The following is a 23877-nucleotide window of genomic DNA, read 5'->3' on the forward strand; positions in this document are numbered from 1 at the left end:
AAAGTTCAGCTGGCCCCGGAGAATGCACGCTCAGGGGGCGCAACCTTATGGGTGCGGCGGCGCGGCGCGGTCAAGCCTTGGCGGGCGGGCTTGCCGACTGGCGCGCGGCAAGCCAGGCACTGGCCTGCGCGGAATCACGCGCGATCTGCGCCTTGAGCGCATCGAGCCCGTCAAACCGGCGCTCGGCGCGCAGCAGCGTGTGCAACGCGACCGACAGGGTCTGGCCATACAGGTCGCCATCAAAGCCAAGCAGGTGCACTTCCAGCCGGCTTTCCTGCCCGTCATTGATGGTGGGCCTGCGGCCGATATTGGCAACGCCGGGGCAGACCCGGCCATCGGGCAGGCGCACGCTCACGGCATAGACCCCGCGCGCGGGCTCGAGGTGGCGGCCAAGGGCGATGTTGGCGGTGGGGAAGCCAAGCAGGCGGCCGCGCTTGTCGCCATGCTGCACCACGCCGCGAATCGACCACGGGCGCCCGAGTTCCTCCGCCGCGCGCTCGGGGTAGCCATCCTGCAACAGCCTGCGGATGCGGCTTGAGGAATACGGGCCCAGCGAATCGGATAGCGGGGGCACCACCGTCAGACCGATGCCCAGCGCCTCGGTCTGCTCGGTCAGGAAATCGACATTGCCCTGCCTGCGGTGGCCAAAGGCGAAGTCCATGCCGCAGGCCACGTGGCGCAGGCCAAGCCCTTCATGCAGCACGCGGGTCACGAAATGCTCGGCCCCCATGGCGCTGAATTCGGGGTCGAACCCGATCTGGAACACATGCCTGACCCCAAGGGCGGCAAGCGCTGCAAAGCGCTCCTCGGGCAGGGTGAGGCGAAAGGGCGGATCCTGCGGGCGGAAGAGTTCGCGCGGGTGCGGCTCGAAGGTCACCACCGCCAGTTCACGCTCGGGGCGGGCGGCGTGCAGCGCATGGACCAGATGGGCATGGCCCAGATGCACGCCGTCAAAATTGCCCAGCGCCGCCACGCATCCCCGCGCGCTATCGGGGGTGTGCCGCCAGTCGGTATGCAGCCAGGCCTTCATGCCACCTCCGGGTGAGGCAGGCCGAAACGCTGCGCCACCTCGGCCAGCGAGCCTGCCACCGGGTGCGTGGTGCCGGGCTGCGTGCCGTCCTGCGCATGCACGATCTGGCAGGTGCGCAGGCCCGCTTCCGCCGCCGCGTCAAGCTCGGCCACCACATCGGACAGGAACAGCACGTCGCCCGCCTGCCAGCGCGCGGCATCAAGGATGTGGCGGTAGCTTTCGGCATCGCGCTTGCCGCCCATCTGCAGGTCGTAAAACCCTACGAACACGTTGCTCAGGTCGCCTTCGGTCGTGTGGCCATAGATCAGCTTCTGCGCCGCCACCGAGCCGGAGGAATAGACCGCGAGCGACAGCCCCGCCGCCGCCCAGCAGCGCAGCGCGGGCACCACGTCAGGGTAAAGGGCGGCCTTGAGCACGCCTTCGGCATAGCCCTGCGCCCAGACCATGCCCTGCAGCGCCTTGAGGGGCGCGACCTTGGCATCGGCGTCCATCCATGCCTCAAGCTGGTGCAGGGGGGGCACGCCGGGGGCAAGACGCGCGATTTCCGCGATCTGGGCCTTGACCGCGGGGTCATCCGCATGGGTGCGCAGCAGGGCGGGCAGCGCCTTGCGGGCATAGGGAAACAGGGTCGCATGGACGAAGGAAACCGGAATGGTCGTCCCCTCGATATCCAGCAGCACCGCGCGTACTGGCGGCTGCGTGGCCTGGGTCACGGTCTTGTTCTCCTTCGGTGCGGCTCAGGCTTCGGCGGGGAAGCTGGCGGCGATGTCACTGCCGGTATAGCGCGCGATCCAGCCATCGGGGTTGGTGAAGATGCGCAGCGTCACGAAATCGGGCGTCTCGCCGCCATCAAACCAGTGAGGCGTGCCCGCGGGCACCGAGATCAGGTCGCCCGCCGTGCAGCGCACGTCATACACGCGGCCCTTCACATGCAGGATGAAGTCACCCTGCCCATGCACGAAAAACCGCACCTCGTCCTCGCCATGCGTGTGCTCGGACAGGTATTTGCGCCGCGCCTCCGCCCAGCCCTGCGTATCGGGGCCCACGCGCAGCACATCGGCCGAACCCGCTCCCGTCTCGCCCATAAGCTGGTCGAGATAGGGGCGGTAGGCGGCCAGCACCTCGGCCTCGGGGGCCGCGCGGTCGGGGGTGACCGGGCTGTTCCACCGCTCGAAGCGCACGCCGATGGGCGCGAGTTCGGATGCGATGCGGGCGGGATCGGTCAGGTGGATGATGGGCGTGCCGGGATTGTTGTCGGCATAGACATTGAGGCGGCTCATGGGAGCTTCCTTTTTTCCAGTTCGCAGGCGAGCAGGAACTCGAGCCCCTCCAGCCGCGCAAGGGCCATGTCCATGTCAGCCCCCCACACATACACCCCGTGGCCACGGATGATGTAGCCCGCGCGCATGCCATCAAGGTGCGGGGCCACCACGCGCGCGAGGCGGGCGATGTCCTGGTCGTTGTCGAATATGGGCACATTTACGCGGGCGGCATGCGTGTCCTGCCCGGCGAAGACCTTCTGCACCTCGTAGCCTTCAAGCACCAGCGCGTCGCCGCCGGCCATCGACAGCACGGTGGAGGCGACGGAGTGGCCATGCAGCACGGCCCCTGCCGCCGGGTCATGCGCATAGACCTGGCAGTGCAGCAGTGTCTCGGCGCTGGGCCGGTCGCCCCGGGCAAGCGAGCGCCCCTGCGGATCGACGCAGATCACCCCGTCGGACCCAAGCAGCCCCTTGTGCCCGCCCGAGCGCGTGATGGCGAGATTGCCATCAGGCAGGCGGATGCTGATATTGCCCGCCGTGGCGGGCACCCAGCCAAAACGGTCCATGCGCTGGCCCGCGGCGATGATCCGCTCCACCGCGCGGCAATACGCCCCTGCGGGAAAAACTGCCTGCGTCATGGTTTAACGTGGCCCGTACGCACGCTCGAAAAGCCGCGTCATTTCACGTTATTGGCGGAAGGCTGCGGCGCTTCGGTGAAGGAGGCGTCCTTTTCCTTGGCCGCCCCCGGGAGCTGGCCGGAGACCGCGGTTTCGTGCGGTTCCTCATCGGCCATGTTCTTCTTGAACGACTTGATCCCGCGCGCCATGTCACCCATGAGCGAACTGATCTTGCCGCCGCCGCCAAACAGTACCAGCACCACCGCCAGTACGATCAGCCAATGTCCCCAGCTCAAGCTACCCATTGCATCCCTCGATCCGCGTCCATGACGCAAAATGCCGTGTTGGCCGCCCTCCCGCATGGGAGCGGCCTGCCCTCTCCGCCTATGTGAGGGGAGAGCGCATGATATGCAAGCACCCCTGCCGCACGCCACTCAGCCCCGTGGCAGGATGAACCCGTAGGCAGGATAGACGGTTTTGCCCATGCCGTGAATGGGGGACCACCATACCTTGACCTGCGACCAGTCATTGCGCCCCGATACATCGACCACCGGCTCGCCGTGGCCCACCCTTCCCGGCACCCAGTTGGCCTGGTCCACCAGCACCTCACGCGGGCTGCGCACCTGCCGCACGACCGAGACATGCCCGTCAGGCAGGCGGCCCGTGGCCCTGAACACCAGCACCGCCCCCGCATGGGGCACATGCGTGCGGGGGTAATGCCCCTGCGCCTGCCCCCACCATGAGGCCGCATCGCCGCGCAGCTGCACATGCGTGACCTCCCGCGCATAGGGCGCGCACTGCACGGCGCCATGCCAGCCCCGCCCGCTGCCCCCGGCGCACGCCGCAAGCGACAGGAGTGCAAGCCCTGCCGCCCCCCGCGCCAGCACGCGCCTCACGCCATCCTCATACGCATGATCCTGTCCTCCGCCTCGTCACGCTCCATGTCCAGCGCCGCGCGCGCCGTATCGCGCGCAAAGCCCGCGCGCGCCATGGCATCCATCGCGCGGCGGTAGCGCAGGGCGGCCTCCGCCTCATCCGCATCGGCCCGCAGGAAAGGCCCTGCCCGGCGCTTGCGGATGAAGACGAGCGCCGCCGCCAGTTCGGTCTCGCGCCCCTCGCCATCACGCGCACCCAGCGCTTCCTCCACCGCAACGCCTGCCGTCGCCTCATCCACGCCGCGCGCGCTCAGATGCGCTGCCACCATGCGGCGCGAGCGCCCGGCGCGGGCCAGCGAACGGGCCCGGAATTCGGCAAAGCGGGCATCATCGACGGCTCCAAGCCCTTCCATGTCGGCCACGATGCGCCCGATCAGCGCGCGGGCGGGCTGCACGGCGCGGGCCGCCTCCTCGCCGTCCATCCCGCCATCAACCGCGCGTCGCGCCCAGCGCTCGACATGGCGGGTCAGCACCCGCGTCACCCCCGCCCGCGTGGCCGAGAAGCGGGCCAGATAGGCCAGCGCCACCGCGCGCAGCGCCGCGCCATCAGGCGCGGGCGGCAACGGGCGGGGAGCGGAACGGGAAGGACGGGCCACCATAATGTACGCAGTGTGCCACAATCAGCCCCCGCGCGCCTATGGCTGTATGGCAGGCATGGCCGGAACGCGGGGTGGAAATGGCGCTGAAGGTTGCATTTCGGCCCGGCGCGCCATATTCTCCCGCTTTTCCGGCTCCCGGCTGGCATGGGCGAAAGCCCCGCATGAGGGCCGGGAAAGGCAGGACCGAAAAGAGGCCCACCCCGAGCGGTGGGTTGTTTTCGTTTCTGGACCATCATTCTTTTTTCTTTGAACCGAAATCGCAAGGCCATTCCATGATTTCCGCCCTGATGCCGAATTACAATCGCGCCGACCTCGCTTTCGAGCGTGGCGAAGGTGCCTGGCTGTACACGGTGGACGGGCGACGATTCCTCGATTTCGGCTCCGGCATCGCCACCTCCTCGGTCGGGCACAACAACCCTCATCTGGTGCAGGCCATCGCGCAGCAGGCGCAGCGTGTCATGCATGTCTCCAACCTGTATCGCGTGCCGCAGGCAGAGCAGCTGGCCGAGCGGCTGGTGGCCAACAGCTTTGCCGACAGCGCCTTCTTCTGCAATTCGGGCGCGGAAGCCAACGAGGGCATGATCAAGATGATCCGCCGCGCGCAGGCCAAGTCCGGCCACCCCGAGCGCACGCGCATCATCTGCTTCAACGGCGCCTTTCACGGGCGCACGCTGGCAACCCTGTCGGCCACCGGCAACGCCAAATACCTTGATGGCTTCGGCCCCCGGGTGGAAGGCTTCGACCATGTGCCGCTCAACAACATGAACGCCGTGCGCGACGCCATTGGCGCCGAGACGGCAGGCATCATGATCGAGCCGGTGCAGGGCGAGAGCGGCATCCATGTGGCCGACCCGCGCTTCATGCGCGAATTGCGGGCCGCGTGCGATGAATACGGCCTGTTCCTGGGCGTGGACGAGGTGCAGTGCGGCATGGGCCGCACCGGCCGCCTGTTCGCCTATGAATGGTCGGACATAACCCCTGACATCCTGTCCACCGCCAAGGGCATTGCGGGCGGCTTCCCCATGGGGGCGGTGCTGACCACCGAGACCATTGCAAGGCACATGACCCCGGGCAGCCACGGCACCACCTTTGGCGGCAGCCCGCTGGCCTGCGCCGCCGCCAACGCCGTGCTCGACATCATCCTCGCCCCCGGCTTCCTTGAAGGCGTGCGCGCGCGCGCGGCTCAGCTTGACGCAGGCTTTGACCAGCTGATCGCAACCCATCCCGGCATCTTCACCGCCCATCGCGGCCTCGGGCTGCTCATTGGCCTCAAGTGCAGGCCCGACGTGGCGCTGGTGCAGAATGCGGCGGTGGGCGAAGGCATGCTGTGCGTGACGGCGGGCGACAACGTGCTGCGCCTCCTCCCCCCCCTGACCGTGACCGAGGCCGACTGCGCCGAAGCCCTGTCCATGCTGGACCGGGCGGCTGCGCGGGTGCAGGCCCACCTCGCGGCCACCAATGCGGAGACCGTGGCATGAACGCGCTGCGCACCCCCACCCATGTCACGCCCCGCCATTTCCTTGACCTCAAGGAAATCGACGCCACAACGCTGCGCGCCATCCTTGACGTGGCCAGCGGCATCAAGCGCATGCAGGACCACCGGGCGCGCCCGATGCACCCGGCCCTGCCGCTGCGTGGCCGCGCGCTGGGGCTGATGCTCTCCAAGCCTTCCACGCGCACCCGCGTGTCGTTTGAAGTGGGCATGCAGCAGCTTGGCGGCAACGTGGTGCTGCTTGCGCCATCCGACATGCAGCTCGGCCGCGGCGAGAGCATTGCCGACACGGCGCGCGTGCTCTCGCGCTTTGTCGATGCCATCGTGCTGCGCACCGGCAGGACCGAGAACCTGCGCGAGCTGGCGCGGTGGAGCAGCGTGCCGGTCATCAACGGCCTGACACCGGATTCGCACCCCGTGCAGATCATGGCCGACATCATGACGTTCGAGGAACATCGCGGCCCGATCAAAGGCCGCACGCTGGCCTGGGTGGGTGATGGCAACAATGTCGCCACCTCCTTCATCGAGGCGGCCGCCCTGTTCGGCTTCCACCTGCGGCTGGCAACGCCGCCCACCCATGCGCCCTCGGTCGCGGCCGTGGCCTGGGCACGCGAACATGGCGCCGACATCACGGTCACGACCGACCCGACTGTGGCGGTAAAAGGCGCTGATGCGATCATTACCGATACCTGGGTCAGCATGTCCGACAAGGCATCCGACCAGCGGGTGAGCGCGTTCGAGCCCTACCGGGTTGACGCGGCGCTGATGGCGCATGCCGCCCCCGATGCCCTTTTCCTGCACTGCCTGCCTGCCCATATCGGGGAGGAAGTGACCGAAGACGTGTTTGAAGGCCCCCGCTCCGTCGTGTTCGATGAGGCGGAGAACCGCCTGCACGCACAGAAGGGCATTCTGGTCTGGGCGCTGTGTGGCGCGGACTGGCAGCAATATGGAAAGGAACCCAACCCATGACCGGCCCCGCCGAACAGCCTGCCCTGCCCACCGGCACCGAAGACACGCCCGAGGTGCCCGGCTGGGCGGAAAAGAGCGCGCGCGACATTTTCGCGGCCCTGCCGGTGCATGACGCCCGGCTTGACACCATCCGCGATGCCTATCTGGACTGCCTTGCCGGTGCGGGCCGCACGCAGGACCTGGACATGGAGCATGACCGCTGCCGCCAGCAGGCCCTCAGCGCCGTGGAAAACACGGGCCTGCTGCCTGCCGCCAGGCTTGAAGACCTCGACCAGCGCCTTGAAGCGCTGGAGGCGGATATTACCGCCAACCTCTGATTTCCCAGCGCCCCGCTACCACGGCGGGGCGTGATGCAGCGGGTTTGTGCCATGACCTCCAATATTTCCTCCCCCGCCTTTCTCGACACCAGCCGCCCCGACACGCCCGATCTGGTCGTGCCGCAGGGCGTGGTGCCGTTCTATCTTGACAACCGGCCCGTGCGCGGCCGCCTCGTGCGGCCGGGCGTGCTGACCGATATGCTGCTGACCCGCCACGACAACCCCGACTGCGTGCTCAGGCTGGCAGGCGAGGCTCTGGCGCTGGTGGCGGCCCTGGCCTCGGCGCTCAAATTTCAGGGGTCGTTCTCGCTACAGGCCAAGGGCGATGGCCCGTTGAGCCTGCTGCTGGCCGACTGCACCGATGCGGGCGCGCTGCGCTTTCATGCCCGCTCGGATGACGAGGCGGTGGCCGAACTGCTCAAGGCCAACCCCAACCCGACGGCGAGCGACCTGCTGGGCAAGGGCTATATTGCCTTCAGCGTGGACCAGGGGCCCGATACCGACATCCATCAGGGCATTGTCGAGATCAGCGGGGAGAGCCTGTCGGAAATGGCGGCGCACTACTTCGCCACCTCCGAGCAGCATGCCTGCTGGGTCAAGCTGTTCTGTGACAAGACGGAAGCCGGCTGGCGCGCGGGCGCGCTGGTGATGGAAAAGATCGCCATGGGCGGCGGCATCGAATCCGGCGTAACGCCGGAGGAAGGCGAGGATGCGTGGGAGACCGCCATCACGCTCGCCACAACACTCACCGCACGCGAAGTGCTCGATGACCGGCTTGGCTCGGCCGACCTGCTGTACCGCCTGTTCCATGCGGAGGGACTGATTACGGGCCAGCCCCGCGCGCTGGCCTTTGGCTGCCGCTGCTCGCGCGCGCGCCTGTCGAGCCTGCTGGAAACCTTTTCGCTCGATGACCTCGACCATATTGCCAAGGACGGCACGATCACCATGAACTGCCAGTTCTGCAACCATGACTTCCACTTCCAGCGCAGCGAGATCAGCGGCAAGACCGCCTGACACAGCCCCTATCCACCCGGCGCGGGACATGGCACGATCACATTCCTGATCGACCGACCGCGCCGCGTGCGCCAGCCGTTATCGGGATATATCCATGCGACCGAACCGTTCGCCGCTTAGCACCCTGTCGTTCCGCCGCAGCCTGCGCGTGGTGCTGGCCGCAGGCCTGCCCCTCATTGCGCTCACTGCGGTCAGCGCGCCCGCCTACAGCCGCCACCACCATGACGAGCCGACCACCTTCGCCGGGCCGCAATATGGCGATGAGCCGCCGCTGAGCCTGAATGTGGCCACCATATCGGTGGTGGACCGGGGCGGGCCGGGCCTGGTGCCGGGCGACCTGTCGGGCCGCGCGCCCAACCCGCCCGATGACCTGCTCAAGCAGCTGGCGCATGACCGGCTGCTGGCCGCAGGCAGCGGCGGCAGCGGCACGTTCACCATCGACCGCGTTTCCATCCTGCATGAGCCGGGCGGCATCCTTGACGGGCAGCTGAACGTGCATCTGGACGTGACCTCCGCCGATGGCCGCCGCACCGGCTATGCCGTGGCCCAGGTCACCCGCTCGTTCGACCCCAAGAAGAAGCACGGCAACAGCGACACGCCCGAGAACCTGAACACCCTGACCAACCTCATGCTGCAGGACATGAACCAGGAACTGGCAAGCCAGATCCGCACCAACCTGGGCAACTGGCTGGTCACACCGCAGGCGCCGGGCAGCGTGGCCGCCCAGCCGCTTGATGGCGATACGCCCGCCGTCACCACCTCCCCCGCCAGCCCGGCCACCGGGGCGGATACCATGACCATCGGCGGCGGCCCGACCGATGACCACCCGGAGGCCGCGCCCACCCCGGCGGCAACCGCCGCACCCGCGCGGCCCAAGGCCATCCATGAGGAACCGGATGCGATTTTCCCCGAAGGATATTCATCCGAAGGCAGCGATACCGCCGCACCGACCCCGCAGTTGCGCTCACCGCCGCCGGGCACCCTGAGCCTGCCGGGCGGCACGGGCCAGTAAGAAACGTTTCAGGGCACCGCCTTTTTTAAAAAGGCGGCGTTCTTTCAAAGCTTTTTGAAAAAAGCTTTACCAAAAACTTTTCTCTGCTCTGCCTGTGCAGGTCATTTACCCGCAGGCGCAATCGTGTCCAGCACGATGGCGGGGGTGAGGATTTCGGGCAGGATCACTTCCTCCCCGTGAGCCGGGTAATAGGCGTAAAACGGCACCCCATCGCGCCCGTGGGCCTGCAAAAAGGCGGTAATGGCCGCATCGCGCAGGGTCCAGTCGCCTTTCATGTAGATAATGCCGCGCTGGGCAAAGGCCTTCTGCACGCTCTGGCTCGACAGGGCCACGCGCTCATTGACCAGGCATGAAATGCACCACGCCGCCGTCATGTCCACAAAGACGGGCCGCCCCTGCCTGCGCAATTCGGCCAGGCGGGTGGGGGAATAGGCGGAGCTGCCATCGGCCACCCGCGCAGTGCCCCGGTCATGCAGCGTGGCGGGCGGCAGCACCGCGCCGCCAATGAAGGCCGCCAGCAGGCTCAATGTGGCCACCGCGCGGTACAGCCCGGCCCGGCCCTCCATGGCATCACGCAGGTCCAGCCGGTTGGCGCACCGCAGGCTCCAGCAGCCAATGCCAACAAGCACCAGCCCCGCGCCCAGCAGGGTGAGGGCATCCATGCCGCCTTCCAGCTTCGCCACCCAGCCCAGCCACACGCAGGTGGCCAGCACCGGCAGCGCCAGCAGGGTGCGCACCGTTTCCATCCACCGGCCCGGCCTGGGCAGCCACGCCAGCAGGCCCGGCATGGCGGCCAGCACAAGGTAAGGTGCGGCCAGCCCCAGCCCGAGGGCAGCAAAAACCACCACGCCCACCACGGGCGAGGCCGCAAGGGCGGCAGCCACCGCCGCCCCCATGAACGGTGCCGTGCACGGCGAGGCCAGCACCACCGCCAGCACGCCGGTCAGGAAATCACCGGCATGGGCGGGCAGGCTGCTCCCCACCCCCATCAGCCGCAACCCGATGGTGAACACGCCAAGCAGGTTGAGGGCCACGGCAAACAGCAGCAGGCAGATGACGGTCACGAACCCCACGGACTGGAACTGGAACCCCCACCCTGCCTGATGGCCCGCCACGCGCAATGCCGCAATAACGCCGCCAAGGGCCACAAAGGACACCACCACGCCCGCGCCATAGGCCGCCGCCCCCGCCAGCGCCGCGCCCCGCGCCCCGCGCGCCATGCGCTCAAGGGCGAGGATCTTCATGGCCAGCACGGGAAAGACGCAGGGCATGAGGTTCAGGATCACGCCGCCCGCAAACGCCATGAGCAGCAGCACGCCCACATTGGCGCGTGCATCCGGCGCTGCCACGGGCGCGGCAAGAACGCTTACCGTTCCCGGTTCCGGCCTGACCTGCAACCCGCGCTCGCGCCCCATGCCGTCACGCAGCACCACGATGCCGGACAGGTTGGCGCCCCCGTGGAATTCCGGCCCCGGATGGAGCGCAAGCTGCACCACGCCATCGCGCACCGTGAGCGCCTGCGCGGCGTCCTGATCGATCGCGCCCGCCACCTCGGGCATGAACCAGGCATCGCGCACGCTGTCGGGCGAAAGTTCGCGCCCGCGCAACTGCATGATCCCTTCCGGCGAGAGCCTGGCCGCAAAGGGCGAGGCCACGGGCCGGGCCGCCGCCGCCTGTGCAAAGGCTGCGGCCTGCGCCGAGGGTTGGGCCGCCCCGCGCGGCAGGCTCAGGCTGAACGTGCCGTGCTCGGGCACGCAGACCTCGGCACAGACCAGCCACTCCGCCACGGCATTGAGCGTAAGCGGCCCCTCGCCTTCGCCTGCCACGGGGGTGAGCGTGACGGGCAGCAGCACGTCGCCGGTATAGGCGTAGGATGTCAGCGGCCCCTCATGCAGCACGCGCGGCGTGGGCCATTCAATGGTGCTGGCCCGCCCGGTGGCCCCGCCCTGCGCGTTCACCACGAGGGTGGGCGCATCGCCCGCATCGCCGGGGTTGAGCCAGTAGGTGTGCCAGCCGGGGGTAAGCTGCAGGCGCAGCCCCACATGCAGGGCGCGGCCGGGGCTGTAGGTGTCATCATCCGTGACCAGCGTGGCGGTGGCGCGGGTCGAGGTTACGGGGTCGCTCTGGGCTGCGCGGGCAACCGGCAGGGCCGTGACCAGCATGCACAGGATCGACACAAGCCACAGAAAGGGCACGGACAGTACTCCACCAGAAAACAGGGGATGAGGAAAAACGCAGCCACACGGCACGGCAAGGATTGCCCCGCCACCATGCCCGACGCCATAAGATGAAGATATGGCTTTCGACCCAACCTTGCAAAACCGGCTGCATGCGCTTGTAGCCCAGAACGCTGCCGCCCTGCCCGTAGCCGATGCCCTGCCCGCCCTTCAGGCCGCGCTGGCGCACGCATCCAATGCAGTTCTGGTCGCCCCGCCGGGTGCGGGCAAGACCACGCTGGTGCCGCTGGCCCTGCTTGATGCGCCATGGCGTGGCGAGGGGCGCATCCTCATGCTCGAGCCGCGCAGGCTGGCCACGCGGGCGGCGGCCACCCGCATGGCGGAACTGATGGGTGAGCCGGTTGGCGGGCTGGTGGGCTACCGCACCCGGCTTGATGGCGCGACCTCGGAGCGCACCCGCATCGAGGTGATAACCGAGGGGCTGCTGGTGCGCCGCCTGCTGTCCGACCCCACGCTTGATGGCGTGGCCTGCGTGATCTTTGATGAAATCCATGAACGCTCGGTCGATGCCGATGCAGCCCTTGCCTTCTGCCTAGACCTGCAGCGCAGCCTGCGGCCGGAACTGAAGCTGGTGGCCATGTCGGCCACCATGGATGGCGCGGCGCTGGCAAAACGCATGAACGCCGGACTGGTGGAAAGCGAAGGCCGGATGTTCCCTGTGGAAATCCGCCACGCCACGCGCGACCTCGTGCACCGCCGCGACCTGCCCGATGCCATGGCCGCAGCCATCCGCACCGCCATTGCGCAGGATGAAGGCGACGTGCTGGCCTTCCTGCCCGGCGTGGCCGAGATCCACCGCGCACGCACGGCCCTTGCGGGCATCGATGCCGATGTGCTGCCGCTTTATGGCGAACTCCCCCCTGCCGAGCAGGACCTGGCACTTACGCCCCACCTCGCCGGGCGCAGGCGGGTGATCCTGTCCACCTCCATTGCCGAGACCTCGCTCACCGTGCCGGGCGTGCGCATTGTGGTTGATGGCGGGTTCCGCCGCGTGCCCCGGCTGGACGTGGGCACGGGGCTGACGCGACTCGATACGGTGCGCATCTCGCGCGCGGCCGCCCGGCAGCGCGCGGGCCGTGCGGGCCGCGTGGCGCCCGGCATCGCCATAAGGCTGTGGACGGAAATGACCACCCGCGCCATGCCGCCGCATGACCAGCCGGAAATGATGGAGGCCGAACTGACCGGTCTGCGGCTTGATGCCGCTGCCTGGCAGGAGGCCATGGGCACCGCGCCCGCTGACCTGCCCTTTCCCGATACGCCCCCCAATGGCGCGTTCGAGGCCGGGCGCACCCTGCTTGAAGCCCTTGGCGCGCTTGATGAGGCGGGCCGGATCACGGCCGAGGGCACGCGCATGGCGGCCCTTGGTGCGCACCCCCGCCTAGCCGCCATGATGCTGGCCGCCCGCACGCCCGCCGAACGCGCCATGGCCGCCGATATCGCCGCCCTGCTGGAGGAACGCGACCCGCTGCGCCCGCGTCGCCCCGCAGGTGGCAGCCGGGGTGCGCCACCCGCAGCGCCTGCCGATATCCGCCTGCGCCTGGACCTGATCGCGGGCGGCGACCACCCCGATGCCGACCGCGCGGCTCTCTCGCGCATCCGCCACGCCGCCCGGCAGTATCGCAGGCGGCTGGGGCTGGGCCGCGACATCGAGGCGGCGGGCGATCCTGCCGCCCTGATTGCCGCCGCCTTCCCCGACCGGGTGGCGCAGGCGCGGGGTGATGTCGGCTCCTTCCGGCTGGCGGGCGGTGGCAGCGCACGGCTTGCCAAGACTGACGAACTGGCGCGCAGCACCCTGCTGGCGGTGGCGGGCATGCATGTGCGCAAGGCCGCCGAGATCTGCCTTGCCGCCCCGCTGGAGCGCGACAACCTGCCGCAAATCCTGCTGGCGCGTGCGAAGGAACAGGTGGAAACCACGCTCGACACCACCACGGGCAGCGTAATGGCGCGGCGCAGGCTGCGGCTGGGCACCCTCGTGCTGCGCGACCGCACGGTTACAGCCAGCGCCGATGAGGTCTGCGCCCTGCTGTGCGCGCAGGCAGCGCAGAACCTTGCCGCCACGCTTACATGGTCCGATGCGTGCCGCCAGCTTCAGGCGCGGGTGGAGACCGCCCGCACGCAGCTTGACCGCCCCGACCTGCCTGACCTGTCGGATGCAGCACTCGCCACCACCACCGAAACATGGCTTGCCCCGTGGCTTGCCGGGGTCAACCGCCTGTCCGCCCTGGCGGAGATGGACCTGCTGGCCATGCTGCGCGCCACCATGGACCATGCCAGCCTGAAATGGCTGGACCGCATGCTGCCCACCCATCTTGACCTGCCCGGCGGGCGCGCCGCGATCGACTACCTGCAACCCGTGCCGGTTGCCGCCGCGCGCGCCCAGACCTTCTATGGCGTGACCCAGACCCCGCGCCTGGCCGATGGCAGGCTCGACCTGCGCATCGCTCTGCTTTCACCCGCGGGCAGGCCGCAGGCGATCACGGCGGACCTTGCCGGGTTCTGGGCCGGGTCATGGGCGGACATGCGGCGCGACATGCGCGGGCTCTACCCCCGCCACGACTGGCCCGAGAACCCGGCTACAGCCAGCCCTCCGCCGCCACGCCCGCGCCGGGGGACGTAGGAACCAGATTAAAATAATAAAAGATTCCAGCTGCCCCCTTTCCCCAAGAAAGCAGTATCGTTTCAAAGCTTTTTAAAAAAATCTTCACCCAGGATGCCTTGTGGTTTTCAGCCCGTGGGGTGCGGTCTTGGCAGACAGCCCCGAAAAACGCATGCATCTGCACCTACCATGCCATGCAGACATGGCATTGCCGCTTTTTTCGGATAACATGCGTCATCATGAACGCATTCCCCCACCCACCGGCATGACATGGATCGCCACGGCCCGTCCGGCTTCACGCCTGTTCCCGGTCCTGCTGCTGGGCATGACCGGCGCGGGAACGGAGGCGCTTGCGCAGGACGTGGCGGCACCGGCACCCGCCGTGGCCGCCAATCCCTCGCTGTTCGCGCCCCCCGTGCCGCCGGTGGTGCAGACCGGGCCGCTCACCTTCGCCCCCCTGGTGCGCCAGGTTGGCCCCGCCGTGGTGAACATCGCCGTATCGCAGGCGCAGGACAGCCACCAGGCCGCAACCCGCCAGCCCCTGCCACCAAGCGTGAAGGGCACACCGTTCGAGCATAAGTTCCGCGAACGCATGCGCGCCCATGGCGAGGAAATGCTGGGCGCGGGCTCGGGCTTCCTGATCGACCCCGGCGGCGTGATCGTGACCAACGCGCATGTGGTGGGGGGCGCTGACCAGATTACCGTCTCGCTCTCCGATGGCACCGAGTTCCCGGCCCGCCTGGTGGGCAGCGACGACCTGACCGATATCGCGGTGATCCAGATCCATGCCGCCCATCCCATGCCCTTCGTGCCGTGGGGCGACAGCAGGCTGGTCAATATCGGTGACTGGATCATGGCGGCGGGCAACCCGTTCGGGCTGGGCTCGAGTGTGACCGCGGGCATCGTATCGGCGCGGGGGCGTGATATCGGCACCAGCCCCTTCGATGATTTTTTCCAGATCGACGCGCCCATCAATCCCGGCAATTCCGGCGGGCCGTCCTTCAATCTGGGCGGGCAGGTGGTGGCGGTGAACACGGCCATCGTCTCGCCCACCGGCGGCTCGGTGGGCATCGGCTTTGGCCTGCCATCGGAGATCGTGGCCCCGATTGTGGAAGAACTGCGCCATAACGGGCATATAGACCGTGGCTGGCTTGGTGTTACACTGGCCGACGGCGCGGGTCATGGCGGCGTGCAGATCGTGGGGATAGACCGCGACGGCCCGGCCATGAAAGCGCACCTGCGTATTGGCGATGTCATTACGGCGGTAAATGACGAGCCGATCGACACCGCGCGCATGCTGATCCGCTCGATCGCGGCGAAGCGGCCTGCCTCTACCGTAACACTGCACATCCGCCGCCGCCACGATACCATGAGCCTGGAGGCCTGCGTGGGCCACCGCCCCGACGAAGACATGGACGACTGACCGACCCCGCCCCAACCGACACGAGGCCGTTTTGCATATTCTTGTTGTTGAAGATGACCCCACCGTCCGCTCTTTCGTGGCCAAGGGCCTGAAGGAGGCAGGCCACCTGGTCGAAATGACCGATAACGGCAAGGACGGCCTGTTCATGGCCGTGAGCGAAAAGTTCGACCTGATCATACTCGATCGCATGCTGCCCGGCGGCATTGATGGCGTGCGCCTGCTCGAGACCATCCGCGCGCAGAACAACACCACCCCCGTGCTGCTGCTCTCGGCGCTGGCCGATGTGGATGACCGCGTGCAGGGCCTCAAGGCGGGCGGCGATGACTATGTGACCAAGCCGTTCGCCTTCAGCGAGCTGCTGGCCCGCGTCGAGGCCCTTGGCCGCCGGGGGCGCACCGAGACCGCGCCCCAGACCAAGCTGGAAGTGGCAGACCTCGAGATCGACCTGCTCTCGCGCACGGTGCGCCGGGCGGGGCAGAAGATCGACCTCCAGCCGCGTGAATTCCGCCTTTTGGAATATCTCGCCCGCCACGCAGGCCAGGTCGTGACCCGCACCATGCTGCTCGAGGGCGTGTGGGACTACCATTTCGACCCGCAGACCAACGTGATCGACGTGCATGTCTCGCGCCTGCGCCAGAAGGTGGACAAGCCCTTCGGCACCCCCCTCATCCATACCATCCGCAATGCGGGGTACATGCTGCGTGCCGAGTAACAGGCCGCACCTTCCACACCACGGGGGCAGCCGCGCGCCCTCTCAGGCGCAGGGCAGCCCACCCCACGGCACAGCCCCGGGCCGGGCCGCAGCAGGGCGCGCGCATGGCCCGGCCCATGCCCGGTGGCACCTGCATGGGGGGTGCCTGCATGGATGCCCCCTGCGCGGGTGGCCATGACAACGCCCGCCTTTTCCACCCCCACCCTGCCGCGCCGCTCGCGCTGGCGGGCGTGGCGGTCGGCCAGCCTGCGCTTTTCGCTGGCCTATGGCACGATGTTCGCGCTGTCTTCCATCCTGTTCATGTCGTTCATGTGGTGGGGCACGATCGGGTTCCTTGAGCGCCAGGTGGAAACCGCCATCAACGCCGACGCACGCGGCCTGGCCGAGCGCTGGATGATGGGCGGCCTGCCCACGCTGGCCCTGACCATCGAGGACCGGCTTGAACAGAACCTTGATGATGACGCGATCTACCTGGTCATTGACCCGCAGGGCAATTACCTGACCGGCAACGTCTCCGCCTGGCCCGCCCGGGTGGAGCATACCGACCGGTGGTACAACCTGCCCGATACCCGCGCCGGGCTGCGCGGCATGGCCCAGCTCCATGGCTATAACCTGCCCGGCACGGCGCAGACCCATACCGAAGGCCAACTGGACAGCGGCTACCGCCTGCTGGTGGGGCGCGATGTGCGCGCGCGCGGCATCCTGCGCCACCTGCTGACCGATTCGCTGCTCTGGGCGTGGGTCATGGTCACGCTGCTGGCCATAAGCGGGGCCGTGCTGGTGCACCGCATCTTCCGCCGCATGGTCAAGACCGTGGCGCGCACCACCTCCGCCATTGCGCATGGCGACCTGAGCCGCCGCATGCCGCTGGTCGGCAATGGCGACGAGATGGACCAGGTGGCCGAGGCCATCAATGAAATGCTCGACCGGATCGTGCGCCTGATGGATGGCGTGCGGCAGGTGTCAAACGCCATTGCCCATGACCTGCGCACCCCCATCGCCCGCGCCCGCACCCAGCTTGAAGATGCTGCCCTCCATGCCAGTACGCCCGATGAACTGCGTGGCGCGATCGAGCGCGCGGTGGGCGACCTTGATAACGTGACCGCCGTGTTCGAGGCCCTGCTGCGCATTGCCCAGATCGAGGCCGGCGCGCGCCGCTCGGCGTTCATGACCTTTGACCTCGTGCCCGTGCTGCGCGACGTGGCCGACCTGTATGAAGCCGTGGCCGAGGAGCATGGCATTGCCCTCGCACTCGACCTGCCCGCCCGCCTGTTCTTTTACGGCGACCGCTCGCTGGTGCAGCAGGCGGTGGCCAACATGCTTGATAACGCCATCAAATTCTCGCCCCCCGGCGGCACGGTCTTCGTGCGCGCGCAGTTGCGCGAGAGCGCGCCGGGGCGCCTGGCCGGCCCCACGGGCGAGGGCATGCTCGACCTTTCGGTCAGTGACGAGGGCATCGGCATGAGCGAGGCGGACATGGCGCGCGCGACCGAGCGCTTCTTCCGCGCGGAGAAGGCCCGCCACACGCCCGGCTCGGGGCTGGGGCTTTCCATGGTAAGGGCCATCGTGCAGCTGCATGGGGGGCAGATGCATCTCTCCTCACATGCGCCGGGGCTGACGGTTTCACTCGCCCTGCCCGTGGCCGCGAGCGCCCTGGCCAAAGCGGAGGAGGACCCGTCCTCATCGACGCACATACCAGACATGACTCAAACGTCACCTTTACCCCATCAGCACGACACGAACAGTAGCGTAGAGTAACACGATGAGCCTGCAATCCTCCGTGACGCCCGCCATCGTCGTGATGAGTTTCTGTCTGTGCGGCGCAGCACCCGCGCCGATCGCGCCGCCGGAGGGCACGCCCCAGATCATGACCGCGCGTGATGGCGGAAGCGACAAGCCGGTGATCATTACCAGCGACACCAAGGCCTATTGCACCCGGCTGCTCAACATCATCGATGCCTATGGCCCCGCCCTGCCGCAGGATGTGGATAGCCTGCGCATGCAGGGCGCTGACATGTGCCGCGAGGGGCATATCCGCTCGGGCATCGTACGGCTGCGTCGCGCGTTGGTTGAACTCAAGGAGACCACGCATTCATGATCAGATCGCGTTTTTCATTTCCCGCCCGCGCCAGCCAGAGGGTGGCGCTGTGCGGCCTGCTCGCGGTGGCAGGGCTGCACCCGACAGCAGGCATGGCCCAGACCCCCGACTCCACCCGCCCCGATGGCACCGAGCTCGAACTGAGTGCCTCCGGCACCGTGCAGGCCCCGCCTGATGAACTGACCGCCACCTTCACCGCCGAGGCGCAGGCCGATACCGCCGCCGCTGCCCAGGCGCAGCTCAATGCGCTCATCAGCAAGGCCATCGCCGCCACTGCCCATACGGACGGGCTGGTGATCAATGCCGAATCCTATTTCGTGCATCATGATGAAGGCGATGTGCACCAGAACCGCAAGCCGCAATGGGTGGCGCGGCAGGGCCTGCGCCTGACGGCAGCCGACGGCAAGGTGCTGCTGCCGCTCGTGGGCCGCATCCAGGCCGAAAACCTGGCGCTGACCCGGCTGGACTGGTCGCTTTCACGCACCAGGCGCGCGGAACTGACCCGCAAGGCCGAAACGCTGGCGCTGGAAGACATGCAGGCCCGCGCGCAGGCGGCTGCGGCGACGCTGAAGCTCAGAGTGGCCTCCATCCGTTCGGTCGCGCTGGAGGAGCAGAACTTCCCCCGCCCCATGCCCATGATGATGATGGCCCGCATGGCCCCGGCCGATGCAGCCGCCCCCGAAGCCCCCACCGGCCAGCAGGATGTCACCGCGACAGTGCGGGCGACGGTGATCCTGAAGCCCTGAAAAGTTTTGGGTGCCGCCCTTTTTTCAAGAAGGCGGCATTCTTCTGAAGCTTTTATCCATAAAAAAAGCCCGGAGGGTGATCCCTCCGGGCTTTTGCGTCCTGCACCCCTGAAGGGGGATCAACGCGGTGCCAGCACCATAATCATCTGGCGGTTTTCAAGCTTGGGCATATGCTCAACCTTGGCCAGTTCATCCATCTCGGCGCGGATACGTTCGAGAACCTTCACACCCAGATCCTGATGCGCCATTTCGCGGCCACGGAAGCGAAGGGTCACCTTCACCTTGTCGCCCTCGCCGATGAAGGTCTTCATCGCGCGCATTTTCACCTGATAGTCATTTTCATCAATGTTCGGGCGAACCTTGACTTCCTTGATTTCAATGACTTTCTGCTTCTTGCGCGCTTCGTTGCGCTTCTTCTGCTGCTCGTATTTGAACTTGCCGTAATCGAGCACCTTGGCCACCGGCGGCTCGGCGTTCGGGCTGATTTCAAGCAGGTCAAGACCGGCGGCATAGGCGCGTGCCAGCGCATCACGCGTGGACATGATGCCGAGCATCTCGCCCTCTTCATCGATCAGACGCACCTGCGGCACGCGGATCTCTTCATTGACGCGGGGGCCCTCTCGATTTGGCGGAGTGGGCATCGGGGGTCTGGCTATGGTCAGCTCCTGTAACTGTTGCATTCAAACGGCAGGCAAGGCCATTCCCGCTGCCTACGCGCCGTGGGCAAAGCCACGAAAAAACACGCGGGCAAGGAATGACCTTACATTATGGAAAGATATGTGACGCAAAGACGCGCCCCAGATCAAGTACTGTCTTGTCCCGTGCCCGCGAAAACAGCCATGCAGTTCCGGCACGGGACAGGGATAATCAGCCGCGCTTGCGACGGATATCGGGTGGCAGGGCCTCATATGCAAGGGCCGAGACCGCTTCTTCCAGCGGCAGCACCTCCTGCGTCTTGCCGCCAAGGCGGCGCATGGCCACGGTGTTTTCCTCCGCCTCCTTGCGGCCCACCACCAGGATGACCGGCACGCGCGCCAGGCTGTGCTCGCGAATCTTGGCGTTGATCTTCTCGTTGCGCAGGTCGGCTTCCACCACCAGCCCCGCCGCCCGCAGGCTGTCGGTCACGTGCTGGGCATAATCGGCCGCATCGGTCACGATCGAGGCCACGACCACCTGGGTCGGCGCCAGCCAAAGCGGGAAGCGCCCGGCATGCTGCTCGATCAGGATGCCAAGGAATCGCTCGAACGAGCCAAGGATGGCCCGGTGCAGCATGACAGGGCGATGGCGCGCGCTGTCCTCGCCCACATAGGAGGCATCGAGCCGCTCGGGCAGCACGTAATCGACCTGCAGCGTGCCGCACTGCCAGTCACGGCCAATGGCGTCACGCAGCACGAATTCCAGCTTGGGGCCATAGAAGGCCCCTTCGCCCGGATTGTGCTCGTAGGTGACGCCCGCCATGTCGCAGGCCACTTTCAGGGCATTCTCGGCACGGTCCCATGTCGCGTCATCGCCCGCGCGCTGCTCGGGGCGATCGGCGAATTTGACCCGGAAATGCTCGAATCCAAGGTCCTGGTACACATCGGCCAGCATCCGCACGAAACGCGCGGTCTCATCGGCGATCTGGTCCTCGGTGCAGAAGATATGCGCGTCATCCTGCGTAAAGCCGCGCACGCGCATGATGCCGTGCAGCGCACCCGAGGGCTCATAACGGTGGCAGGCCCCGAATTCCGCCATGCGCAGCGGCAGTTCACGATACGAGCGCAGCCCGTGGCGGAAGATCTGCACATGGCACGGGCAGTTCATCGGCTTGAGGGCAAGGGTCTTGTCCTCGTCCTCCACGGTGGCGATGAACATGTGCTCGCGGTATTTGTCCCAGTGGCCGGATGCCTCCCACAGGGCGCGGTCAACGAGCTGGGGGGTGCGGACTTCCTGGTAGCCGTTGCCGTCCTGCGCGCGGCGCATGTAGTCCTGCAGCACGGTGTAAAGACGCCAGCCCTTGGGGTGCCAGAAGATCTGGCCCACGGCTTCTTCCTGAATGTGGAACAGGTCCATCTCGCGGCCGATACGGCGGTGGTCGCGGCGCTCGGCTTCCTCAAGCTGGTGCAGGTGGGCCTCAAGCTCCTTGCGGTCGCGCCAGGCGGTGCCGTAGATGCGCGTGAGCATGGGGTTGCGGTGGTCGCCGCGCCAGTAGGCGCCCGCCACCTTCATCAGCTTGAAGGCATGGCCCACATCGGCCGTGCCGCGCAAATGCGGGCCACGGCACAGGTCCAGCCATTCGCCCTGGCGGTAGATCGAGATTTCCTCATCCGCCGGCAGGTCGCGGATCAGCTCGGCCTTGAAGCGCTCGCCCCTGTTCTCGAAGAATTCGATGGCCTTTTCCCGCGGCCAGGCCTCGCGCACGAAGGGCTCGTTGGCGGCCACGATCTCGCCCATGCGCTTTTCGATGGCGGCGAAATCCTCCGGGCTGAACGGCTCGTTGCGGTAGAAATCGTAATAGAAGCCATTCTCGATCGACGGGCCAATGGTGACCTGCGTGCCGGGAAAGAGCGACTGCACGGCCTCGGCCAGAACGTGGGCGGCGTCGTGGCGGATCATTTCCAGCGCCTCGGGGTCCTTGCGCGTGATGAAGCGCAGGCTGGCGTCATGGTCGATCTCGCGGCCGATATCCATGAGCTTGCCATCCACTTCCATGGCAAGGGCGGCGCGCGCGAGACCGGCGCCGATGGACTGCGCCACGGTAGTGCCCGTCACTGCCCCGTCAAAGCGGCGAACGGATCCGTCAGGCAGGGTTATGGCAGGCATGGTTTCATTGCTCCGGTAAGAAGATACTGCGCTGTAATGGCGTCACGCGCGCGTTGCCGCAACCCTGTCAACGCGCACGGTGGCCAGATCACGCACATAAATCACCTGTACCTGCCCTGCCCGCACCCCTACCGGGGCAGTCAGCGCGGGGTTGCTGTCAGCAGAAAACAGCACGGTGCACGCGACCCCGAGGGCGGCGGCCATGTGCATGGGGCCGGTATCATTGCCCACGGCCCAGGCCGCGCGCGCCAGCACGCCGCCGAGTTCGAGCAAGGTGGTGCGCCCGGTCAGGTCCACCGCATCAGGACAGGTGTTGCGGATGGTGCGGGCCAGCCCGGTCTCGCCCTTCCCGCCCACGATCACGGGCAGCAGCCCCTGAGCGTGCAGGCGCACGGCAAGGGCCGCGTAGCGCTCCACCGGCCAGCGCTTGGCCGGGCGGTGGGCCGCGGCACCGGGCACGAGCACCGCATAGGGCGCTGGCAGCACGGGGCCGCCACGGGCCAGCCATGACAGGTCGGGCACGGGCAGGTGGTCGAGTCCCGCCCGCCTGAGCTGGTCGCGCTGGCGCGTGCGGGTGTGCATGAAGCGCCGCTGGGGGTTGTCATGAACCGCCTGCGCGCCACGCCCGATTCCCGACCACGCCCTGTGCCCCGAGAGGTGAAAATAGCGCGTGCTGCGCCCCGAGGTCTGCAGGTCGTAGATGAAGTCATACCCGCGCAGCATGCGCCGCAGCGCCATGATGGCGGCAATATCGCGCCACGGCGGCCTGTGGTCGAGCAGCACATGGTCGAACCACGGGCAGGCACGCCCGAGCTCGGCAAGGGGGGGCTGGGTCAGCAGGTCCACCTCATCATGGGCATGATGGGCGCGGATGGCGGCGAAAGGGGCAAAGGACTGCACGAAATCGCCCAGGGCCCCCAGGCGGATGACAAGAATGCGGGCCATCGGTCAGGGTGCCTCGGGGTCGGTTTCCAGCAGGGCAAGGTCCTGACGGGCAAGGTCGGCCTCATCCGAGTCCGGGGCCTGCTTCACGACATCGAGCCAGTCGGCGCGGGCCTGTTCCATCTGGCCCTGGCGCTGGTACAGGATGCCACGCTCGAGCAGGGCCGCGCCGTTATGGGGCATGTCATGCAGGGCGGCATTGATGTCGGCCATGCCCTGATCGATGCGCCCGAGCTTGCGCCACGCCCCCGCGCGCGCCACCAGCGCCTCATCACGCGCGGCAGGCGTGGATGGCAGCGGCGTAAGCATGTCGATGGCGCGCTGGGGCTGGCCAAGCTCCACCGCCACCCGCGCATAGACCAGCTTCAGCGCCGGATCATCAGGGGCCAGTGTCAGGCCATAGGTGGCGCTGTCAAATGCCTGTTTCGGGCTGTCATCAGCCTGCCAGGCGCGGGCCGCCGCCTCCGCCACGCTGGCGCGGCGCAGGCGGGAGGCGGGTGTTTCGGCCACGCTCTCCCTGCCGCCGCGCCGGCCTGCGGGCGGGCCAGCCGGCCAGTCGGGCACGCGTGCCAGGCGGTCGAGCGCCGTGGCGGCGGTGGCGACATCGCCAAGTTCCATCTGGGCCAGGGCGGCGCATTGCTCGGCCTCGAGCCCGCCGCCATGGCTGCGCCAGTCCTCGGCATAATCGCGGGCGCCATCGGGGTCATCGGCCAGGGTGGCGGTGCAGTGGCTGAAATCCCAGCCCTGCGGTGCAGCGGGCGCGGTGGATGAGGGCGTGCCGATGGGCGGCGGTGCCTCCTTTGCCGGGGCCGGTTCATCAGCCCGGACGCGCCCGCACGCAAGGCCCGCGGCCAGCACGAGGCCAAAAGCCATGAAACCCGTGCGCCGGGAACAGGAAAACACCGGCACCGGCCTTGCGGCGGGCCTGCGCCATGCGGCAGGCGCGCAAAAGAATGGCTGGGCAGAAGATCTCATTAGCGCATTCGTCGCCCTGCCTGCAGCCAAGGTCAAGGCCAAAGCCCCATTGATCCACAGACCGTGCAGTTCCATTGCGTTCGTGGTATGGTGAAATGT

24 protein-coding genes are annotated in these 23877 nt (G+C 67.6%); 12 read left to right on the plus strand and 12 right to left on the minus strand.

Features of this window, described 5'->3' with window-relative positions:
* Positions 1-70 precede the first annotated feature (70 nt).
* From DV027_RS03970 to DV027_RS04000, 7 genes are all read right to left on the minus strand, one after another.
* Positions 71-1030, minus strand: a complete 960-nt coding sequence (locus tag DV027_RS03970; RefSeq protein WP_130730635.1) for a bifunctional riboflavin kinase/FAD synthetase — start codon at positions 1028-1030, stop codon at positions 71-73.
* Positions 1027-1743, minus strand: coding sequence for an acireductone synthase (mtnC, locus tag DV027_RS03975; protein WP_130730636.1), 717 nt, complete (start codon positions 1741-1743; stop codon positions 1027-1029). Before mtnC ends, DV027_RS03970 begins: the two co-directional genes overlap by 4 nt.
* A 24-nt stretch (positions 1744-1767) precedes the next feature.
* Positions 1768-2310 (minus strand): 1,2-dihydroxy-3-keto-5-methylthiopentene dioxygenase, encoded by a 543-nt coding sequence (locus tag DV027_RS03980; RefSeq protein ID WP_130730637.1) that lies wholly within the window; start codon positions 2308-2310, stop codon positions 1768-1770.
* Complete coding sequence (locus tag DV027_RS03985) at positions 2307-2930, minus strand: methylthioribulose 1-phosphate dehydratase (protein WP_130730638.1); 624 nt, start codon at positions 2928-2930, stop codon at positions 2307-2309. The genes DV027_RS03980 and DV027_RS03985 overlap by 4 nt, the downstream gene beginning before the upstream one ends.
* A gap of 38 nt (positions 2931-2968) precedes the next feature.
* Positions 2969-3214 carry a twin-arginine translocase TatA/TatE family subunit gene (locus DV027_RS03990; RefSeq protein ID WP_130730639.1) on the minus strand — a complete coding sequence of 82 codons (246 nt, stop codon included), beginning with the start codon at positions 3212-3214 and terminating at the stop codon, positions 2969-2971.
* Between the two features lie 129 nt (positions 3215-3343).
* Positions 3344-3805: a CHAP domain-containing protein gene (locus DV027_RS03995; protein ID WP_130730640.1), complete on the minus strand. Its 462-nt coding sequence runs from the start codon at positions 3803-3805 to the stop codon at positions 3344-3346.
* Positions 3802-4443: a regulatory protein RecX gene (locus tag DV027_RS04000; RefSeq protein ID WP_130730641.1), complete on the minus strand. Its 642-nt coding sequence runs from the start codon at positions 4441-4443 to the stop codon at positions 3802-3804. The genes DV027_RS03995 and DV027_RS04000 overlap by 4 nt, the downstream gene beginning before the upstream one ends.
* A gap of 272 nt (positions 4444-4715) precedes the next feature.
* On the opposite strand from DV027_RS04000, the gene DV027_RS04005 reads away from it, so the two are divergent.
* The 5 genes from DV027_RS04005 (at position 4716) to DV027_RS04025 (ending at position 9247) form a co-directional block, all read left to right on the plus strand.
* A complete protein-coding gene (locus DV027_RS04005; RefSeq protein WP_130730642.1) occupies positions 4716-5921 on the plus strand; it encodes an aspartate aminotransferase family protein in 1206 nt (401 codons plus the stop codon).
* On the plus strand, positions 5918-6904 hold the full coding sequence (gene argF / locus DV027_RS04010; RefSeq protein ID WP_130730643.1) for an ornithine carbamoyltransferase: 987 nt from the start codon (positions 5918-5920) through the stop codon (positions 6902-6904). Before DV027_RS04005 ends, argF begins: the two co-directional genes overlap by 4 nt.
* Positions 6901-7221: a hypothetical protein gene (locus tag DV027_RS04015; RefSeq protein ID WP_130730644.1), complete on the plus strand. Its 321-nt coding sequence runs from the start codon at positions 6901-6903 to the stop codon at positions 7219-7221. Before argF ends, DV027_RS04015 begins: the two co-directional genes overlap by 4 nt.
* Before the next feature lie 33 nt (positions 7222-7254).
* Positions 7255-8235, plus strand: coding sequence for an Hsp33 family molecular chaperone HslO (hslO, locus tag DV027_RS04020; RefSeq protein ID WP_130730645.1), 981 nt, complete (start codon positions 7255-7257; stop codon positions 8233-8235).
* 94 nt (positions 8236-8329) lie between these two features.
* A complete protein-coding gene (locus tag DV027_RS04025; protein WP_130730646.1) occupies positions 8330-9247 on the plus strand; it encodes a hypothetical protein in 918 nt (305 codons plus the stop codon).
* A 101-nt stretch (positions 9248-9348) separates the two neighbouring features.
* On the opposite strand, the gene DV027_RS04030 is transcribed toward DV027_RS04025, so the two are convergent.
* Positions 9349-11448, minus strand: a complete 2100-nt coding sequence (locus DV027_RS04030) for a protein-disulfide reductase DsbD family protein (RefSeq protein ID WP_130730748.1) — start codon at positions 11446-11448, stop codon at positions 9349-9351.
* A gap of 94 nt (positions 11449-11542) precedes the next feature.
* Between DV027_RS04030 and hrpB the strand changes: the two genes are divergently transcribed.
* From hrpB to DV027_RS04060, 6 genes are all read left to right on the plus strand, one after another.
* Positions 11543-14101 carry an ATP-dependent helicase HrpB gene (gene hrpB / locus DV027_RS04035; protein ID WP_242621716.1) on the plus strand — a complete coding sequence of 853 codons (2559 nt, stop codon included), beginning with the start codon at positions 11543-11545 and terminating at the stop codon, positions 14099-14101.
* Positions 14102-14282: 181 nt separating this feature from the next.
* Complete coding sequence (locus DV027_RS04040; protein WP_130730647.1) at positions 14283-15503, plus strand: S1C family serine protease; 1221 nt, start codon at positions 14283-14285, stop codon at positions 15501-15503.
* Between the two features lie 31 nt (positions 15504-15534).
* The gene (locus DV027_RS04045) at positions 15535-16215 is read left to right on the plus strand and encodes a response regulator transcription factor (protein WP_130730648.1); all 681 of its coding nucleotides are present in this window, start codon (positions 15535-15537) and stop codon (positions 16213-16215) included.
* Between the two features lie 174 nt (positions 16216-16389).
* Positions 16390-17973 (plus strand): sensor histidine kinase, encoded by a 1584-nt coding sequence (locus DV027_RS04050; RefSeq protein WP_130730750.1) that lies wholly within the window; start codon positions 16390-16392, stop codon positions 17971-17973.
* Between the two features lie 4 nt (positions 17974-17977).
* On the plus strand, positions 17978-18313 hold the full coding sequence (locus tag DV027_RS04055; RefSeq protein WP_130730649.1) for a hypothetical protein: 336 nt from the start codon (positions 17978-17980) through the stop codon (positions 18311-18313).
* On the plus strand, positions 18310-19059 hold the full coding sequence (locus DV027_RS04060) for an SIMPL domain-containing protein (RefSeq protein ID WP_130730650.1): 750 nt from the start codon (positions 18310-18312) through the stop codon (positions 19057-19059). The genes DV027_RS04055 and DV027_RS04060 overlap by 4 nt, the downstream gene beginning before the upstream one ends.
* Before the next feature lie 119 nt (positions 19060-19178).
* Here the strand turns inward: DV027_RS04060 and infC are convergent, their stop codons facing one another.
* The 4 genes from infC to DV027_RS04080 form a co-directional block, all read right to left on the minus strand.
* Positions 19179-19700 (minus strand): translation initiation factor IF-3, encoded by a 522-nt coding sequence (gene infC / locus DV027_RS04065; RefSeq protein WP_061273391.1) that lies wholly within the window; start codon positions 19698-19700, stop codon positions 19179-19181.
* 226 nt (positions 19701-19926) lie between these two features.
* Positions 19927-21861, minus strand: a complete 1935-nt coding sequence (gene thrS / locus DV027_RS04070) for a threonine--tRNA ligase (protein WP_130730651.1) — start codon at positions 21859-21861, stop codon at positions 19927-19929.
* 42 nt (positions 21862-21903) lie between these two features.
* Positions 21904-22806, minus strand: a complete 903-nt coding sequence (locus DV027_RS04075) for a glycosyltransferase family 9 protein (protein ID WP_130730652.1) — start codon at positions 22804-22806, stop codon at positions 21904-21906.
* Between the two features lie 3 nt (positions 22807-22809).
* On the minus strand, positions 22810-23676 hold the full coding sequence (locus tag DV027_RS04080) for a tetratricopeptide repeat protein (protein ID WP_130730653.1): 867 nt from the start codon (positions 23674-23676) through the stop codon (positions 22810-22812).
* Between DV027_RS04080 and DV027_RS04085 the strand changes: the two genes are divergently transcribed.
* The gene (locus DV027_RS04085) at positions 23675-23872 is read left to right on the plus strand and encodes a hypothetical protein (RefSeq protein ID WP_130730654.1); all 198 of its coding nucleotides are present in this window, start codon (positions 23675-23677) and stop codon (positions 23870-23872) included. The two genes, DV027_RS04080 and DV027_RS04085, sit on opposite strands and share 2 nt — an antisense overlap.
* The last annotated feature ends 5 nt before the right edge of the window (positions 23873-23877 follow it).

It is taken from the genome of Komagataeibacter xylinus, from assembly GCF_004302915.1.
GTDB lineage: Bacteria > Pseudomonadota > Alphaproteobacteria > Acetobacterales > Acetobacteraceae > Komagataeibacter > Komagataeibacter xylinus_C.

Excerpts from the sequence above, each read along its gene's own strand:
- DV027_RS03970 (WP_130730635.1), bottom strand. The coding sequence starts at position 1,030 with ATGAAGGCCTGGCTGCATACCGACTGGCGGCACACCCCCGATAGCGCG.
- DV027_RS03980 (WP_130730637.1), bottom strand. The coding sequence starts at position 2,310 with ATGAGCCGCCTCAATGTCTATGCCGACAACAATCCCGGCACGCCCATC.
- DV027_RS03985 (WP_130730638.1), bottom strand. The coding sequence starts at position 2,930 with ATGACGCAGGCAGTTTTTCCCGCAGGGGCGTATTGCCGCGCGGTGGAG.
- DV027_RS03990 (WP_130730639.1), bottom strand. The coding sequence starts at position 3,214 with ATGGGTAGCTTGAGCTGGGGACATTGGCTGATCGTACTGGCGGTGGTG.
- DV027_RS04000 (WP_130730641.1), bottom strand. The coding sequence starts at position 4,443 with ATGGTGGCCCGTCCTTCCCGTTCCGCTCCCCGCCCGTTGCCGCCCGCG.
- DV027_RS04005 (WP_130730642.1), top strand. The coding sequence starts at position 4,716 with ATGATTTCCGCCCTGATGCCGAATTACAATCGCGCCGACCTCGCTTTC.
- argF (WP_130730643.1), top strand. The coding sequence starts at position 5,918 with ATGAACGCGCTGCGCACCCCCACCCATGTCACGCCCCGCCATTTCCTT.
- DV027_RS04015 (WP_130730644.1), top strand. The coding sequence starts at position 6,901 with ATGACCGGCCCCGCCGAACAGCCTGCCCTGCCCACCGGCACCGAAGAC.
- hslO (WP_130730645.1), top strand. The coding sequence starts at position 7,255 with ATGCAGCGGGTTTGTGCCATGACCTCCAATATTTCCTCCCCCGCCTTT.
- DV027_RS04025 (WP_130730646.1), top strand. The coding sequence starts at position 8,330 with ATGCGACCGAACCGTTCGCCGCTTAGCACCCTGTCGTTCCGCCGCAGC.
- hrpB (WP_242621716.1), top strand. The coding sequence starts at position 11,543 with ATGGCTTTCGACCCAACCTTGCAAAACCGGCTGCATGCGCTTGTAGCC.
- DV027_RS04040 (WP_130730647.1), top strand. The coding sequence starts at position 14,283 with ATGGCATTGCCGCTTTTTTCGGATAACATGCGTCATCATGAACGCATT.
- DV027_RS04050 (WP_130730750.1), top strand. The coding sequence starts at position 16,390 with ATGACAACGCCCGCCTTTTCCACCCCCACCCTGCCGCGCCGCTCGCGC.
- DV027_RS04055 (WP_130730649.1), top strand. The coding sequence starts at position 17,978 with ATGAGCCTGCAATCCTCCGTGACGCCCGCCATCGTCGTGATGAGTTTC.
- DV027_RS04060 (WP_130730650.1), top strand. The coding sequence starts at position 18,310 with ATGATCAGATCGCGTTTTTCATTTCCCGCCCGCGCCAGCCAGAGGGTG.
- infC (WP_061273391.1), bottom strand. The coding sequence starts at position 19,700 with ATGCCCACTCCGCCAAATCGAGAGGGCCCCCGCGTCAATGAAGAGATC.
- thrS (WP_130730651.1), bottom strand. The coding sequence starts at position 21,861 with ATGCCTGCCATAACCCTGCCTGACGGATCCGTTCGCCGCTTTGACGGG.
- DV027_RS04075 (WP_130730652.1), bottom strand. The coding sequence starts at position 22,806 with ATGGCCCGCATTCTTGTCATCCGCCTGGGGGCCCTGGGCGATTTCGTG.
- DV027_RS04085 (WP_130730654.1), top strand. The coding sequence starts at position 23,675 with ATGAAACCCGTGCGCCGGGAACAGGAAAACACCGGCACCGGCCTTGCG.
- DV027_RS04080 (WP_130730653.1), bottom strand. The coding sequence starts at position 23,676 with ATGGCTTTTGGCCTCGTGCTGGCCGCGGGCCTTGCGTGCGGGCGCGTC.